The following is a 16045-nucleotide window of genomic DNA, read 5'->3' as shown; positions in this document are numbered from 1 at the left end:
AAGGATAGGTTTTCTGGCGAGGCATACGCATGAGTAAAGAAATTTTAATGGTCGTTGACGCGATCTCCAATGAGAAGGGCGTCCCGCGTGATGTCATCTTCGAGGCGGTAGAAGCCGCTCTTGCGAGCGCGTCACGCAAGCGTTTTGAAAGAGAAGAAGCCAATGTGCGCGTGCATATTGACCGCCGCACTGGCGAATACGAAACCTTCCGCACCTGGACGGTTGTGGAAGATGACGAATTCGAAACGCCAGATTACGAAATTAAAGAGAGCATCGCCGAGCAGCGCGATCCGCCGCTGAAATTAGGCGATGTTGTCGAAAAAAGCATCGAAAATGCGTCTTTTGGTCGTATTGCTGCACAAACTGCCAAGCAGGTGATTGTACAGAAAGTACGCGAAGCCGAGCGGGCCGAAGTCGTGCGCCAATATGCCGATCGCGAAGGTGAACTGGTTGCGGGCATCGTTAAAAAGACCACACGTGATGGCCTGATCATTGATTTGGGCGAAAACGCTGAGGCGTTTTTGCCGCGCAATGAAATGATTCACGGCGAGCGTTACCGCATGAACGAGCGGGTGCGCGCCCTGTTGGTCAAAGTGGACCCCGATGCACGCGGTGCCCAGCTTCAGCTATCGCGGACGTGTCCCGAGCTGATCATCGAGCTGTTCAAAATTGAAGTGCCAGAGATCGCTGAGCAGTTGATTGAGATCAAAGGTGCTGCGCGTGATCCCGGTTCACGGGCCAAAATTGCGGTCAAAACCAATGATCGCCGCATTGACCCTGTGGGGGCTTGTGTGGGGATGCGCGGTTCGCGCGTTCAGGCGGTCTCTTCGGAGCTGCAAAACGAACGTGTTGATATCGTGCTGTGGGATGACAATCCCGCCCAATTGGTGATTAACGCCATGGCACCTGCCGATGTTGGGTCTATCCTTGTGGACGAAGACGCCCACGCAATGGATGTGGCCGTGGCGCAGGATAACCTTGCTCAGGCGATTGGCCGGAGCGGTCAGAACGTGCGTTTGGCTTCTGAACTTACCGGCTGGCGCATTAATGTCATGACCGAAGAGGAAGCGGAGTCTAAGCGCGATCAAGAGATTGATAGCCTGGTGGACTCTTTTATCCAACACCTCGATGTGGATGAAGATGTCGCTCGCCTGTTGGTGGATGAGGGGTTCACTACCCTGGAAGAAGTCGCCTACGTGCCGATGGAAGAGATGCTCGAAATCGAAGAGTTCGATGAAGATTTGGTAGAGCAGCTACGCGCACGTGCGAAAGACGAGCTGCTGACGATGGCAATTGCCACGGAAGAAGCGCTAGACGGTGCCCAGCCAGCTGCTGATCTGCTGGAGATGGATGGCATGGAGCGCCACCTGGCCTTCATTCTGGCCAGTCGCGGCATCGTCACCATGGAAGATCTCGCCGAGCAGTCTGTCGACGATCTGGTCGATATCGAGGAGTTGGACGAAGCGCGCGCAGCGGCACTGATCATGACTGCCCGTGCGCCCTGGTTTGAAGTCGATGATGCATCGGATTCGAACACACAGTAAACAGGTCACGGGCTGAGGAGGGTCAATATGTCAGATATGACAGTTAAAGATTTCGCAGGAAAGGTGGGCCGTGATGTGCCTCGCCTACTAGAGCAAATGAAAGAAGCGGGTTTGAAACACGCTTCTGAAAGCGATGCTGTGTCTGAAGAAGATAAGCAGAAGCTACTGAGTTTCTTGAAGAAGAGCCACGGCGGTAGTGACACTCCTGAAGCGGGAAAAAACCGTATTACGCTGACGCGTAAAACCCGCAGCCGTATCAATACCGGCGAGCGCGGCAAAACCATTGAAGTGCAGGTACGTAAGAAAAAGACCTACGTCAAAAGCGCTGAAGATGAGAAGCCGAAAGCGCCGGAGCCTAGCTATACCGGCCCGCGCCAGCTAGTGGGCGATATGGCGGAAGCCGAAGCTGAGCGCAAAGTGTCTGATGCGCGTGAAGCCGAAGAAAAAGCCGCTGCTAAGAAAGCCCGTGCTGCACAGGTAGCGGAAGCCACCGCGCGTAGCAATAAAGAAGCTGAAACAACGGCACGTAGTAAAGAGTCTGAAGCCAAGCCGAAAGCGCCTACGGCAGCCAAAGCACCGGCTACGCCAGACATTCCTGTGCCGAATCTTGAAATCGACGATACGCCGTCCGGTGACGATATGCCGCCAGCGCCGCCGAAAGAGGGCCGCACTGACCGTCGTACCGCTCCGCCTAAGAAAACGGCAGCGAAGAACAAAGGTCGCCGTGACGATGAAGATCGTGGTGATCGCGAAGAGCGCAAGCGCGGCGGCGGTGGTAAGAAGGTAAAACGTGCCGAACAGCGTCGTGGTGGTCGCCGTGGTGGCAACCAGACCGGCAATGGCAAGCACGCTTTCCAGAAGCCGACTCAGCCGATCGTGCGTGAAGTATCGATCCCTGAATCGATCAGCGTGGCGGAATTGGCCGACAAGATGTCGATCAAGGCCAATGAAGTGATCAAGGCCATGTTTAACATGGGCGCGGCGGTTACCATCAACCAAACCATCGATCAGGATACGGCTGCGATCGTGGTAGAGGAGATGGGCCATACGCCGAAGCTCGTTAAAGATGACGCGCTGGAAACGGAAATGCTCGAAGGCATCTCCTATGAAGGCGAAGAGATCACGCGGTCACCCGTTGTTACGGTGATGGGGCACGTTGACCACGGTAAAACCTCGCTGCTGGATTACATCCGTAAAGCGAAAGTGGCGACCGGTGAGGCCGGTGGTATTACCCAGCATATCGGTGCCTACCACGTGGAAGATAACCACGGTGGCGTGACCTTCCTGGATACCCCAGGCCACGCGGCGTTTACCGCCATGCGTGCCCGTGGTGCCAAGGCGACAGACGTGGTTATTCTGGTTGTGGCTGCCGACGATGGCGTGATGCCTCAGACGATTGAGGCGATTGAACACTCCAAAGCCGCTGAAGTGCCCATGGTGGTAGCGGTCAACAAGATCGATAAAGATGGTATCGATCTTGATCGCATCAAGAATGAGCTTTCGCAGCACGGCGTGATCTCCGAAGAATGGGGCGGTGATACTCAGTTTGTTCACGTTTCCGCCAAGACCGGTGAAGGTATTGAAGAACTGTTGGAAGCAATCCAACTGGTCTCTGAAGTGCTTGAGCTTAAAGCCGTTCCTTCTGCGCCTGGTAAAGGCGTGGTGGTTGAATCGCGCCTTGATAAAGGTCGTGGTCCGGTCGCTACCGTACTGGTTCAGAACGGTACGCTGAAAAAGGGCGATATCGTCCTGGCTGGCCTGCACTACGGTCGTGTACGTGCGCTGACCAACGAACTTGCCCAGCAAGTCGATGCGGTTGGCCCGGCCATGCCGGTAGAGATTCAAGGCTTGGGCGGCACGCCGGATGCCGGTGATGACTTTATGGTCGTTGCAGACGAGAAGAAAGCCCGCGAAGTGGCCAACTTTCGTCAAGGCAAATACCGCGAAGTGCGTCTGGCGCGTCAGCAGAAGGCCAAGCTGGAGAACATGTTCAGCCAGATGGGCCAAGACGAAGTGGCCAAGGTCAACATCGTCCTCAAAGCCGACGTTCAAGGTTCTCTGGAAGCGATCAAAGGCGCCCTGGAAGAACTCTCCACCGGTGAAGTTGAAGTCGCCGTGGTCTCTTCGGGTGTTGGTGGTATCACCGGTACCGATGCCAACCTGGCGCTGGCGTCGGAAGCCATCGTAGTCGGCTTTAACGTCCGTGCTGACGCCGCTGCCCGCGAGATCGTTGAGCGCGAAGGCCTGGATCTGCGTTACTACAGCGTTATTTACCAGCTGATCGACGAGGTCAAACAGGCGATGAGCGGTATGCTCGCACCTGAGTGGAAAGAAGAGATCGTCGGTATTGCCGAAGTGCGCGATGTGTTCCGTGCGCCGAAGATTGGTGCCATCGCCGGCTGTATGGTGGTTGAAGGCAGCGTGCATCGTAATAAGAAGATCCGCGTGTTGCGTGATGACGTGGTGATCTACGAAGGCGAGCTCGAATCGCTGCGCCGCTTCAAAGACGATGTGCAGGAAGTGCGCAACGGCATGGAGTGTGGCATCGGCGTGAAGAACTACAACGATGTCCAAGTCGGCGATAAGATCGAAGTCTTCGACCAAGTGAAGGTCGAGCGTAGCCTGTAAGGCTGCGAGGAGCTAAACATGCGCGAATTTAAGCGTACCGACCGGGTAGCCGACCAGCTCCAAAAGGAGCTGGCTGTGTTGATCCAACGAGAAGTGAAAGACCCGCGTTTGGGCATGGTCACGGTCAGCGGCGTTACCGTTAGCCGTGACCTTGGCTACTCCGACGTCTACGTCACTCTGTTGGGTGAGCAAGAGCCCGAGCGTATTAAAGAGAATCTGCAGGTGCTTAAGCGCGCTGCCGGTTTTCTAAGAAGCCAGATTGCCAAGCGCATCAAGCTACGTCACGTACCGGAGCTGCGTTTTCATTTCGATGAAAGCGTGGTGCGCGGTCAGCAACTCTCTTCATTGATTGATGAAGCAGTGACGACGGATCGTGCACGCTATCAAGACAGTGACCAAGATGCCGACGCCCAGGATAATAGTGAGGAAACCCGCTAGTGGCGCGTCAACGTCGCGGTTTACCGGTTAATGGCGTACTGCTGCTGGATAAGCCCAAGGGCGTTTCCAGCAACCATGCGCTGCAGCGTGTACGTCGGCTGTTCCAGGCTCAAAAAGCTGGACACACCGGCACGCTAGACCCGATGGCAACCGGCTTATTGCCGATTTGCCTAGGCGAAGCGACCAAGTTCTCGTCGCACTTGCTGGAAGCCGACAAGGTGTATCGCACCCGGGTAGAGCTAGGGGTGATCACCGATACCGGCGATGCGGAAGGTACGATTATTGAGCAGCATGAGGTTCCCAGCCTAAGCGTCGATGACGTGGAAGCTGTGCTCACCCGTTTTCGCGGTGAGATTGACCAAGTGCCGCCGATGTACTCGGCCCTCAAGCATCAGGGCAAAAAACTTTACGAGCTGGCCCGGGAAGGCAAGCAGGTAGAGCGTGCAGCCCGGCGCGTAAGCGTGTATGATGCGCGCCTGCTATCGTTTGAAGGCACTGCTTTTGAGCTGGAAGTAAGCTGCAGTAAAGGCACTTACATCCGCACGCTAGCCGAAGATATTGGCCAAGCGCTTGGCTGTGGTGCGCACATCAGTCAACTAAGAAGGCTCAAAACGGGGCCCTTTTTAGCCGACGCGATGTGGACGCTAGAGGCCTTGGAAGCATTGGCCGACCAAGCGGCACTGGAAGCTGAGCTCATGCCCTTGGATGTGCTGGTGGATCATTTACCGTTACTGACGGTAGACGACACCGCCCATTCTCGTTTGGCCCATGGCCAGCCCGCTGCTCTCGAAACCGGCGCATTAGCCCCGGACGAAGTAGCCCGACTTTATTACGCCGAGACGTTTATCGGCCTTGGCGTAGTGAAAGGTGCCCAGGAAGTGGCACCTAAGCGGCTGTTAAGTACCGTCGCTATCTCGTAAACAGCGTTGCAAGGATGCAGCCGTCTACGTGAATCTAGTTAGTGGAAAGTAACTAGCTAGTAAAAAATAGTAGCTTGAGACTGCAAATATGCGTGGTCTCACCCATTCATTTTTAGGCATATTGCTTACTGGAGAGACAGATGGCTTTAACCGCTGAGAAGAAGGCCGAGATCGTCACTGAATACGGCCGCGGCGATAACGATACCGGTTCCCCTGAAGTGCAAGTTGCACTGCTGAGCGCCAACATTAATGGCCTGCAGGATCACTTCAAGACCAACAAACAGGATCACCACTCGCGTCGTGGTCTGATCCGCATGGTTAACCAGCGTCGTAAGCTGCTGGACTACCTAAAGCGTAAAGATTTCGAACGCTATCAGTCCCTGATTCAGCGTCTGGGTCTGCGTCGTTAAGCGTTAACGGCAACGATTAGAAACGGGCAGCTCTTTGTGAGCTGCCCGTTTTTTTATGTTTCGTGTTTACTGCAAGTAGGGAACTGGTAGCCCTATCGCGCTCCAGCGCCTAGAATGGTAACGAGTCAAAACGACCTAAACGAATAGACAAGTAGATATTGATAATGCTGAAGGAAGTCGCTGTGAATCCGGTAAAGAAAACGTTCCAGTACGGTCGTAGCACCGTCACGCTCGAAACCGGGCGTATTGCTCGCCAAGCTACCGGCGCTGTCATGGTTACCATGGATGACACCGTCGTGCTGTGTACCGTTGTCGCTCGCAAAGAGGCAAACCCGAGCCAACCCTTTTTCCCTCTCTCGGTACACTACCAAGAGAAAACCTACGCAGTGGGCAAGATTCCTGGCGGCTTCTTCAAGCGCGAAGGTCGTCCCACTGAAAAAGAGACGCTGACCTCGCGTCTGATTGATCGCCCGATCCGTCCGCTGTTCCCCAAAGGCTTCATGAACGAAGTGCAGGTCGTCTGTACCGTTCTGTCCACTGACCGTAACCACGATCCGGATATCGCCGCATTGCTTGGCACCTCCGCAGCGCTGAGTATCTCTGGCGTGCCGTTTAGTGGCCCGATTGGCGCAGCCCGCGTGGGCTTTAACGAAGAGAAAGGCTACTTCCTCAACCCAACGGTTGAAGAACTGGCCACCTCTGAGCTGGACATGGTCGTCGCCGGTACTGAAAAAGCCGTGCTGATGGTTGAGTCGGAAGCCAAAGAGCTGCTCGAAGACGAAATGCTGGGAGCCGTACTGTTCGGTCACCAGGAAATGCAGGTCGCGATCAGTGCCATTAACGAACTGGTTGCTGAAGCGGGCAAGCCGCGCTGGGAGTGGCAGGCCGCCGAAGAGAACCAGGCACTCAAAGCCGCCATGGCTGATGCGTTTGAAGCTAAAGTGGGCGATGCTTACCGCATCACCGACAAAATGCAGCGCCAGGATGCACTGGCTGAGTTGAAAGACCTGGCGATTGAACAGCTGGCAGCCGATGAAGGCGAACCGGTTAACGACAAGTTCAGCAAAGATGACGTCAAAGGTGCCTTTGCTAGCCTGGAAAAACGCGTTGTGCGTTCACGGGTGGTAAAAGGCGAGCCGCGTATTGACGGTCGTGACAATCAAACCGTTCGTCCGCTGGCTATCGAAGTCGGTGTACTGCCGAAGGCTCACGGTTCTGCCATCTTTACGCGTGGTGAGACCCAGGCGATTGCCGTAGCAACGCTGGGCACGCTGCGTGATTCACAGCTAATCGAATCACTGGAAGGTGAGCGTAAAGACCGCTTTATGCTGCACTACAACTTCCCTCCCTACTCAGTGGGTGAAGCTGGCTTTATGGGTGGCCCGAAGCGTCGCGAAATCGGCCATGGCCGCTTAGCACGTCGTGGCGTGCAGGCGATGCTGCCGTCCGAAGATGCGTTCCCCTACACCATCCGTGTCGTTTCTGAAATTACCGAGTCTAACGGTTCCAGCTCCATGGCCTCTGTGTGTGGCTCTTCGCTGGCCTTGATGGACGCAGGCGTACCGTTAAAAGCACCGGTCGCCGGTATTGCCATGGGCTTGGTAAAAGACCCGGACGGTTTTGCGGTATTGACCGATATTCTGGGTGACGAAGATCACCTTGGCGATATGGACTTTAAAGTTGCCGGTTCCGAAGAGGGCGTCACCGCCCTGCAGATGGACATCAAGATCGAAGGCATCAACGAAGAGATTATGGAACTCGCGCTGCAGCAAGCACTGACCGCGCGACTGAGTATTCTTGAGCAAATGAATGTCGTGATCAGCCAGAGCCGTAGCGATGTCTCCGACAACGCGCCGTCCATGGCAACGATCAAAATCGATCCGGACAAGATCCGTGACGTTATCGGTAAAGGTGGCGCAACCATTCGCAAAATCTGCGAAGACACCGGCGCCTCTATTGATCTCGACGACGATGGTACCGTGCGTATTTACGCGGAAGATAAAGCCGCCGCCAAGCGCGCCATCGACACCGTACTGGCGATTACCGCTGAAGCGGAAATCGGCAAGCTGTATCACGGCAAGGTCGTGCGTATTGCTGACTTCGGTGCGTTCGTTAACATCATGCCCGGTACCGATGGCCTGGTTCACATCTCGCAAATCGTTGCCGAGCGGGTTAATAACGTGCGCGACTTCTTGAACGAAGGCGATGACGTGATCGTTAAGGTGCTGGATATCGACAACCGCAACCGCGTGAAGCTGTCGATGAAAGAGATTACCGAAGAAGAGAAAGCCGCTTTTACCGCGGAAGCAGCGGAAACCGAAGCGGCGATTTAAATCGCTAGCTAGGTTTCTGATACCGCCCTCGTAGCCTCTGGCTACGGGGGCTTTGTTTTTGCTAGGTACTGTTTTTGCTAACTATTTTTTGCTAACTATTTTTTTGCTAGATAGTGTTTTGTGGTTAGGTAACGCTTTGTTCGCCGGGATTTAGACAGTCAGGGAGCAGCAGATGGAGCAGCAACAAGCGCCGCGTTGGTGGGCGGTGGTGGCCGTGATGATCGGCATTTTTTTACTGGTGACCGCAGAGCAACTGCCGATTGGGTTACTCTCTCAAGTGGCCGATTCAATGGGCGTTACCCCCGGCATGGCAGGCTTAATGGTCACCGTGCCCGGCGTAGTCGCTGCCTTTTCAGCCCCACTGCTGCCGGTAGCGGTGGGGCGCTTGGATCGGCGCATTATGCTCACGGTATTGATGGCCGTCATGGTGGCCGGGAGTGTGCTATCGGCATTGGCCAGCAGCTTTATCCTGTTGCTTGCCGCCCGCGTGCTGGTGGGGCTTAGCATTGGTGGCTTTTGGGCTGTGGCGGGCAGTATTGCCCCACGCCTAGTGCCGGAGGCTCAGGTGCCAAAAGCAATGACGATGATTTTTGGTGGCGTCGCGGCGGCCTCGGTGCTGGGTGTGCCACTGGGCACGCTGCTGGGGGATCTCAGCAACTGGCGAGTCGCCTTTGGGGCGCTGGGCGTCCTAAGCCTGTTAACGGCCGCTGCTCTGTGGTTTTGGCTACCGCCGTTACCACCACGGGAGCCGGTGCGGCTCCGAGTGCTCGCACAGCAGTTTAGCAATCGCGGGGTGCGGGTGGCGGTGTTAACCACGGCTTTTGTGGTGGTTGGCCACTTTGCGGCCTACACCTTTATTAGCCCCATCCTGCAAGAGATCAGCGGTATTTCCCAACGCCATGTGAGCAGCCTGCTGCTGCTTTACGGGGCGGCAGGCATTGTGGGTAATATTGCGGCAGGCATGTTTGCCGGTCGTCACCCTTACCGCGCAGTGCTGGCGATTCCCAGCCTGCTGCTCATTGTGGTGGCCATTTTTCCTCTGCTGGGGGGGCAGCCGAGCAGCGGCGTGATGCTACTCATGATGTGGGGCGCGGTGTTTGGCAGCGTATCGGTCAGCATTCAAACCTGGATTTTACGCACCGCACCCAATACCGAAGCCGCCACGGCGTTGATGGCGTTTACCTTCAATATGTCGATTGGTTTGGGTGCCATGTTGGGTGGGCGTATCGTCGATGGCACTAGCCTTCCCATTGCCATGTGGGCCGCATCTGGATTATTCCTGTTGGGGGCGCTGTTGGTACTAAGCACGCCAGCCAAGGTCGTTGGTCAGAAGACACGTTGAGCCAGTAGGTGAAAAAAATACCCCCGCGAGCAGCGGGGGCATGGGTTTAGCGTTTACCTCAGAAACAATCAAGGACGCTCGATAGCCAGTGCTACGCCCTGACCGCCGCCGATACACAGCGTCGCGAGGCCTTTCTTGGCGTCGCGGGCGATCATTTCGTGGAGCAGCGTGACTAGTACGCGGCAGCCGGAGGCTCCAATGGGGTGGCCTAGGGCGATCGCGCCGCCGTTGACGTTCACTTTAGACGTATCCCAGCCGAGTTCTTTGTTAACGGAGAGCGCCTGGGCAGCGAAGGCTTCGTTGGCTTCTACCAGATCCAGGTCATCCAGGCTCCAGCCGGCTTTTTCAAGGCAGCGGCGAGTGGCCGGTGCGGGGCCGATACCCATAATGGCAGGGTCAACGCCTGCGTTGGAGTAAGCCGCTATACGTGCCAGTGGCTCTAGCCCCAACTGCTTGGCTTTTTCGGCGGAGCAGAGCATAACCACTGCCGCGCCGTCGTTGAGCGCCGAGGCGTTACCGGCGGTAACGGTGCCGTCTTTCTTAAACGCAGGGCGCATGCCGCCAAGCTTCTCCGCGGTAACTTCCCGTGGGTTCTCATCGGTATCAAACACCACCGGGTCGCCTTTGCGCTGGGGAATTTCCACCGGCACGATCTGGCCTTTGAACTTACCTTCTTTGATGGCGGCAGCGGCTTTCTGCTGGGACGCTGCGGCGAACTCGTCCATCGCTTCGCGGGTGATGCCGTACTTCTCGGCCAAGTTCTCGGCAGTAATGCCCATGTGGTAGTTGTTGAACGCATCCCACAGGCCGTCGTGCACCATGGAATCAATTGCCTTCCAATCGCCCATGCGCTGACCGTTGCGCGAGTTGGGGAGTACGTGTGGCGAGGCGGACATGTTCTCCTGACCACCGGCCAGAATCAGCTCGGCATCGCCGCAGCGAATTGCCTGCGTAGCGAGATGCAGCGCTTTAAGGCCTGAGCCACACACTTTGTTGATGGTCATGGCCGGTACCGAGTCTGGCAGGCCGCCCTTGATAGCCGCTTGGCGCGCCGGGTTTTGGCCAACGCCCGCGGTGAGCACCTGGCCCAGCAGTACTTCGTCAACTTGATCGGGAGAAACGCCGGTGGAGGCGAGGATATCTTTGATTACCAAGGCGCCCAGGTCGCTCGCTGGAATACCTGCGAGGGAGCCGCCGAAAGCGCCCACAGCGGTGCGGCGTGCCGCAACAATGACTACTTCTTGCATAAGATGACTCCTGGAGTAATTAACAGACAGTCTGATGCCAGATGCCCGATAGGCGTGCTCTGTCAGCCGTACTCTTTTATTCGTACTCTGTCAGCCGTCTCTTCAGCATAGGGGAAGGTGATGCATTGCGGCAATACGCATTTATAGGCAAATAAAAACGAGCCAACATGTGGCCCGTCAGGAGAAAGCGTTAGAAGCGCTAAGGCTATGCCAACTGCACCGGAATAATATTGCTGGTGTGGCTGACGTGGTTGCCTTCCTGGAGATACACCAGCGCAGGCTGGTGGTTTTCCAGTTCGGCTTCGGAGTAGTGGGCGTAGCTGCAGATAATGATCCGGTGGCCAGGGGCGGCGAGGTGGGCCGCAGCGCCGTTGATCGAAATGAGCTTGGAGCCTTCCTCACCGCGAATGGCGTAAGTGGTGAAGCGTTCGCCATTCTCGACGTTGTAAATCTGGATCTGCTCATTTTCACGAATACCCGCCATATCCAGCAGGTCGCCGTCGATGGCGCAGGAGCCTTCGTAGTTGAGTACCGCGTGAGTGACGCGTGCCATGTGCAGCTTGGCTTTGAGCATGATGGTATGCATGTGAGTTCCTATTTTTACCCGTTGTTTGTTTCTTCTCTGCCAGTAGTGGCAGCGCTGGCCGGGAGTTGAACAGTGAGGTTATCGATTAATCGCGCCGGGCCCAGCTTGGCGGCGGCCAGCATTACCGCATGGCGGGTCGCTAGGTTAATGGGGCCTAGCGTGACATCGCGCAGTTCCAAATAGTCCAGCGTAAAGCCCGCATCATACAGCGCGGTGTTGCCCTGGTGTAGTACCTTTTCGATAGGTTCTCCGCGCTCTAGCGCATCGCGAAGCGTACACAGCGTGCGATAAAGCGCAGGGGCGATTGCACGCTCCTCGCTACTTAAATAGCCATTGCGTGATGACAGTGCCAGGCCATCTTCTGCGCGCACGATGGGCACGCCGATAATCTCAATCGGCATGTGCAGGTCGCACACCAGCTTACGAATCACCGCAAGCTGTTGGTAATCCTTCTCCCCAAAGCAGGCGACGTCGGGCTGCACCAAATTAAACAGCATGCTAACCACGGTGGAGACACCGTCAAAATGGCCGGGGCGTGAGCCGCCACACAGACCCTCACCCACCACAGGCACATGCACGCGGGTCTGGGCGTCCAAGCCGTTGGGGTAGAGCGAGCTCACCGTCGGGGCGAACAGCACGTCGCAGCCAGCCTCGATAAGCTGCGCTTGATCGGCATCAAAGGTACGCGGGTAGCCGTCTAAATCTTCGCCTGGGCCAAACTGCATCGGATTGACAAACAGGCTTGCGACCACGATATCGGCGTGCTGGCGCGCGCAGGCGACCAGCGCTAGGTGCCCGGCATGTAGGTTGCCCATGGTGGGCACCAGGGCAATACGCTGGCCGCGTTGGCGGTAATCTCGCAGCGTGCTGCGTAGCTGATCAATGTCTCGCAAAGTGCGCATAGTCGTTTCGCGTCAATAACAAAAAATGGTCGATAGTCGAGCTGTCTTAAAAGCGGCTGTTAAAAACAGCTCTTAAAAACAGTGCTCTTGAGCCGGGAAGGCGCGGGTTTTGACCGCTTCATGGTAGGCCTGGAAAGCTGCTTGAATGCTATCAGCCTCAGCCATAAAGTTTTTTACAAAGCGGGGTGTGCGGCCATGGGTGATGCCGAGCACATCGTGCATTACCAGAATCTGGCCATCGGTATCCGGCCCTGCGCCAATGCCTATCACCGGTACATCCAGCGCTTCGGTGACCGCTTTGCCCAGGCTGGCAGGGACGCACTCAAGCAGAACCACCGAGGCGCCCGCCTCGACAAGTACTTTTGCGTCATGAATGATGCGCTCAGCGTGAGCGGCGTCGCGTCCTTGCACTCTATAGCCACCTAGCTGATGCACGGTTTGTGGGGTTAAGCCCAGGTGGGCACATACCGGTACGCCGCGGCGGGTGAGTTCACGAATGCCATCGGCCATCCACGCTTCGCCTTCCAGTTTGACCAGCTCCGCCCCCGCGCGCATCACGGCACCGGCATCTTCCAGCAGGCGCTCGGTGGTGGCGTTGCTCATAAAGGGTAAATCCACCATCAACAGGCTATGGCCTTTACCACGCGCCGCGCAGCGGGTGTGGTAAACGATGTCTTCAATGGTGACGGGCAGAGTGCTGTTATGACCCTGTAGCACCATGCCCAGCGAATCACCGACGAGCAGGACATCAATGCCTGCTTGGCTTGCCGCATGGGCAAAGGAGGCGTCGTAAGCGGTTAGGCAACTGAATGTCTCGCCAGCCTGCTTATAGGCCTGCAGCGTGCTTAGGGTGACGGTTTTCATGGCGTGCTCTCATGTTTTACGTGAGGCCGATGCGACATAGGCAGCCGACCATTATTGATGCTGCTGCATCCCTGCATACGCGAAGTGGAGTAACCGGCAATTGTTACCTGAATGGGGTGTCGGTGTCGAGATTTGTGTCAAATGGTAGCGTTAGATAAGCGTTCCAAGCCTTGGTTCTCAACTTGCTCAAGCCATGTGGATAGCGGCTGTTGGAAAAGGTCTAGAGAGGGGGCGATCTCTGTGAGGGGGAGCAGTACAAAGGCCCGGGCAGTCATTTGCGGGTGCGGTACGCGTAAACGCGGCGAGTTGATGTGCTCATTAGCGTAGAGCAGCAGGTCAAGGTCGAGCGTTCGGGGCCCCCAGTGGTGCTGGCGGCGGCGGCGATGCAGCTGCTCTAACGCCTGAAGCTGGTCGAGTAGCGCCAGCGGCGAGAGCCGGGTCTCCAGCGCTGCCACCGCGTTGATAAAGTCCGGCTGATCCTGCGGCCCCACCGGGCGGCTGGCGTAAAGCGATGATGCTGCCACCAATCGACTTAGCGGTAGCATTGCCAGCTCGTTGAAGGCCTCGCGAACCTGCTCGATAGGCGACTCTAGATTACTACCCAAGCCGATGTAGGCGAGCTGGGGAGGAGCACCCACTACTCTGGCGCGCTCGGCTTACGGCGCCGTTTGCGACGGCGGTCGCCCTGGCTGGCGGGGTCGCCGCCAACTTTTTGCAGCAGGCGACGCTGTTCGTGCTCATCGCCGCGTTGAAACGCCGTCCACCATTCGCCTAAACCACTCGGTATCTCGCCCGCCTGTTCGCGCAGCAGCAGCAGGTCATAGCCAGCTCTGAAACGCGCATGTTCGCGGGTTTGAAAGGCTTTTTTACCGCGCCGCTGGGGTAGGCGCTGCTGTAATTCCCAAATTTCCCGCATCGGGATGCCAAAGCGCTTGGGAATCGATGTGAACTCTAGCTGACGGGATACCACCTGTTGAGCGGCTGCTTGAAGCGCGGGAATAGGCGGCATGCCTTCTTGTTCCAGCGCTTCCTGACGATGTTTGACCGGTGCCCATAAAAACGCAGCCAGCAGAAAGGCCGGGGTGACGGGGCGATCTTCGGCAATGCGTTTATCGGTATTGGTCAGCGCCTGCTCAATCAGCTCTTCGGCCCAGGCAGCATCGGCCATGGCTTCTTCGGCCTCGGGGAACAGCATGCCGAATAGGCCGTAGTGGCTAAGCAGCCGGAAGGTGACCAAGCCGTGGCCCGACATAAACAGCTTGAGCACTTCATCGAATAGCCGCGCTGGGGGAATCTGCAGCAGCAGCGGCGCCTGATCGTACATCGGCGCTTCGGTGGCCGGGTCTAGTGTGAAGTCCAGCTTAGCCGCAAAACGCACCGCCCGCAGCATCCGTACCGGGTCTTCACGATAGCGTGTCGCCGGGTCGCCAATCAGGCGCAGCGTGCGGGTCTTAATGTCCTCGGCACCATTGGCAAAATCGGTGATGCTGAAGTCGGCGATATTGTAGTAGAGCGCATTAACGGTGAAGTCGCGCCGCAGCGCGTCCTCTTCAATGTTGCCCCATACATTGTCGCGCAGCAGTAACCCTTCATCGGACTGGTGGGCAATGTGGTCGCCATGCTCGTCTTGGGGTTTGCCACGGAAGGTGGTGACCTCAATGACCTCGCGGCCAAAGCGCACATGGACAATCCGAAAACGGCGGCCGATCAGGCGTGAGTTCCGAAATAGATCGCGAACCTGCTCTGGAGTGGCGTTGGTGGCGACATCAAAATCTTTGGGCATCTTGCCAAGCAGCGCATCACGAATGCAGCCGCCCACCAAATAGGCGTCGAAACCAGCCCCGCTAAGGCGATAAAGCACTTTTAACGCGGCATCGCTAATATGCTGGCGAGAAACAGGGTGCTCGGAGCGTGGTATGTTGCGCGGAGTGAGGGCGCTGGTGGTGCTCTCTTGGGGATCAAGCAAGGTTTTCAATTGCTCCCCCGGGCTGTGTAGGAAACGGGTAAATCCTTTAAACATGCGACGATTTCAACTCGCAGGGTACGAAAAATGGTCGTAAAAATAGTCGTTAGAAAACACGTCAAACGAGTACTGTACATAAACCACGAATGGCTGAGTGTAGCCGACCCTTCATGGCTTGCAAAGAGCGGCTTGCAAAGTAGCGGCTTGCAAAGCACTTGACGCTGGCGGGGGCTAACACAGGTTTTAAACCCAGATTTCAAACACGGAAAGGGGAGGCTAAAAGAGCCTCCCCTATCAAGCAATTAATCAGCGTCCGTGCTGCTATTTTTCTTCATGATGGCACATCGCCCTGAATACGCACCGCAGTCGGTAGGCGTAAGGATCACGATGGTTCCGACCGCCTCGTATTCAAAACAATAATCCAACCGCGAACTTTTCTCCCCCCGGGGAATTATTATTAGCGCCGGGGTGTACACACTGACAGCTATTGTTGTTGTTAGGATGCCAAGTCACGTTGTACGTCGCGTCCTTTCGGGCCACTTGCTAACTTTTGTTGTTGTTCGCTGCGCCTGTGTTGCCTGCGCAAGCAAGTAATGAGATTCGAGCCTGTTGTTCTTGTTAGTACCGTTATCTCTACCTGGCCTTGTTGTTTTTGTTGTGGCTCAGGTTGGGTCAAGGTCATATTGTTTTTGTTGGTGACCTACCGCTATGCCCAGTTTGTTTTTCTTACCCAGTAATACTGCAGGCCCTGTGCCACCTATTTAATAAATTATAAATTTCAGAAGGTTGGCGTTTTTAAAGTCGTTGCGGAACTTTACGGCGCGAGAAGTGTTACCCTTTTCGCGTTCGTTTGTGCGCGGCGTTGTGT

The 16045-nt window shown here is 56.3% G+C and carries 13 protein-coding genes; 7 read left to right on the top strand and 6 right to left on the bottom strand.

Annotated features, from left to right (window positions below; translation table 11 throughout):
• Positions 1-29: 29 nt before the first annotated feature.
• From nusA to HZU72_RS02115, 7 genes are all read left to right on the top strand, one after another.
• On the top strand, positions 30-1544 hold the full coding sequence (gene nusA, locus HZU72_RS02145) for a transcription termination factor NusA (RefSeq protein WP_180090197.1): 1515 nt from the start codon (positions 30-32) through the stop codon (positions 1542-1544).
• Positions 1545-1571: 27 nt separating this feature from the next.
• Positions 1572-4172, top strand: coding sequence for a translation initiation factor IF-2 (gene infB, locus HZU72_RS02140; RefSeq protein ID WP_180090195.1), 2601 nt, complete (start codon positions 1572-1574; stop codon positions 4170-4172).
• An 18-nt stretch (positions 4173-4190) separates the two neighbouring features.
• Complete coding sequence (gene rbfA, locus HZU72_RS02135; protein ID WP_180090192.1) at positions 4191-4610, top strand: 30S ribosome-binding factor RbfA; 420 nt, start codon at positions 4191-4193, stop codon at positions 4608-4610.
• Entirely contained in the window at positions 4610-5530 is a 921-nt protein-coding gene (truB, locus tag HZU72_RS02130; RefSeq protein WP_180090190.1) for a tRNA pseudouridine(55) synthase TruB, read from the top strand. The genes rbfA and truB overlap by 1 nt, the downstream gene beginning before the upstream one ends.
• A gap of 140 nt (positions 5531-5670) precedes the next feature.
• Entirely contained in the window at positions 5671-5940 is a 270-nt protein-coding gene (gene rpsO / locus HZU72_RS02125) for a 30S ribosomal protein S15 (protein ID WP_007111823.1), read from the top strand.
• Positions 5941-6104: 164 nt separating this feature from the next.
• The gene (gene pnp, locus HZU72_RS02120; RefSeq protein ID WP_180090188.1) at positions 6105-8273 is read left to right on the top strand and encodes a polyribonucleotide nucleotidyltransferase; all 2169 of its coding nucleotides are present in this window, start codon (positions 6105-6107) and stop codon (positions 8271-8273) included.
• A gap of 172 nt (positions 8274-8445) precedes the next feature.
• Positions 8446-9615, top strand: a complete 1170-nt coding sequence (locus HZU72_RS02115; RefSeq protein ID WP_180090186.1) for an MFS transporter — start codon at positions 8446-8448, stop codon at positions 9613-9615.
• Positions 9616-9683: 68 nt separating this feature from the next.
• Here HZU72_RS02115 and HZU72_RS02110 read toward each other — a convergent pair whose 3' ends face one another.
• The 6 genes from HZU72_RS02110 to pcnB all read right to left on the bottom strand — a co-directional run bounded on the left by HZU72_RS02110 (position 9684) and on the right by pcnB (position 15234).
• Positions 9684-10862, bottom strand: coding sequence for an acetyl-CoA C-acetyltransferase (locus HZU72_RS02110; protein ID WP_022520696.1), 1179 nt, complete (start codon positions 10860-10862; stop codon positions 9684-9686).
• 205 nt (positions 10863-11067) lie between these two features.
• On the bottom strand, positions 11068-11448 hold the full coding sequence (gene panD, locus HZU72_RS02105) for an aspartate 1-decarboxylase (RefSeq protein WP_007111819.1): 381 nt from the start codon (positions 11446-11448) through the stop codon (positions 11068-11070).
• A 14-nt stretch (positions 11449-11462) separates the two neighbouring features.
• Positions 11463-12350, bottom strand: a complete 888-nt coding sequence (gene panC, locus HZU72_RS02100) for a pantoate--beta-alanine ligase (RefSeq protein WP_180090184.1) — start codon at positions 12348-12350, stop codon at positions 11463-11465.
• Positions 12351-12422: 72 nt separating this feature from the next.
• On the bottom strand, positions 12423-13214 hold the full coding sequence (panB, locus tag HZU72_RS02095) for a 3-methyl-2-oxobutanoate hydroxymethyltransferase (protein ID WP_180090182.1): 792 nt from the start codon (positions 13212-13214) through the stop codon (positions 12423-12425).
• A 137-nt stretch (positions 13215-13351) separates the two neighbouring features.
• Positions 13352-13852, bottom strand: coding sequence for a 2-amino-4-hydroxy-6-hydroxymethyldihydropteridine diphosphokinase (gene folK, locus HZU72_RS02090; RefSeq protein WP_180090180.1), 501 nt, complete (start codon positions 13850-13852; stop codon positions 13352-13354).
• Positions 13852-15234 carry a polynucleotide adenylyltransferase PcnB gene (pcnB, locus tag HZU72_RS02085; protein WP_180090178.1) on the bottom strand — a complete coding sequence of 461 codons (1383 nt, stop codon included), beginning with the start codon at positions 15232-15234 and terminating at the stop codon, positions 13852-13854. The genes folK and pcnB overlap by 1 nt, the downstream gene beginning before the upstream one ends.
• Positions 15235-16045: the final 811 nt, after the last annotated feature.

Origin of the sequence: Vreelandella sedimenti (assembly GCF_013416325.1) — a bacterium.
GTDB lineage: Bacteria > Pseudomonadota > Gammaproteobacteria > Pseudomonadales > Halomonadaceae > Vreelandella > Vreelandella sedimenti.
The sequence above is the reverse complement of the archived record's forward strand: the minus strand, read 5'-3'. Positions and strand labels throughout refer to the sequence as shown.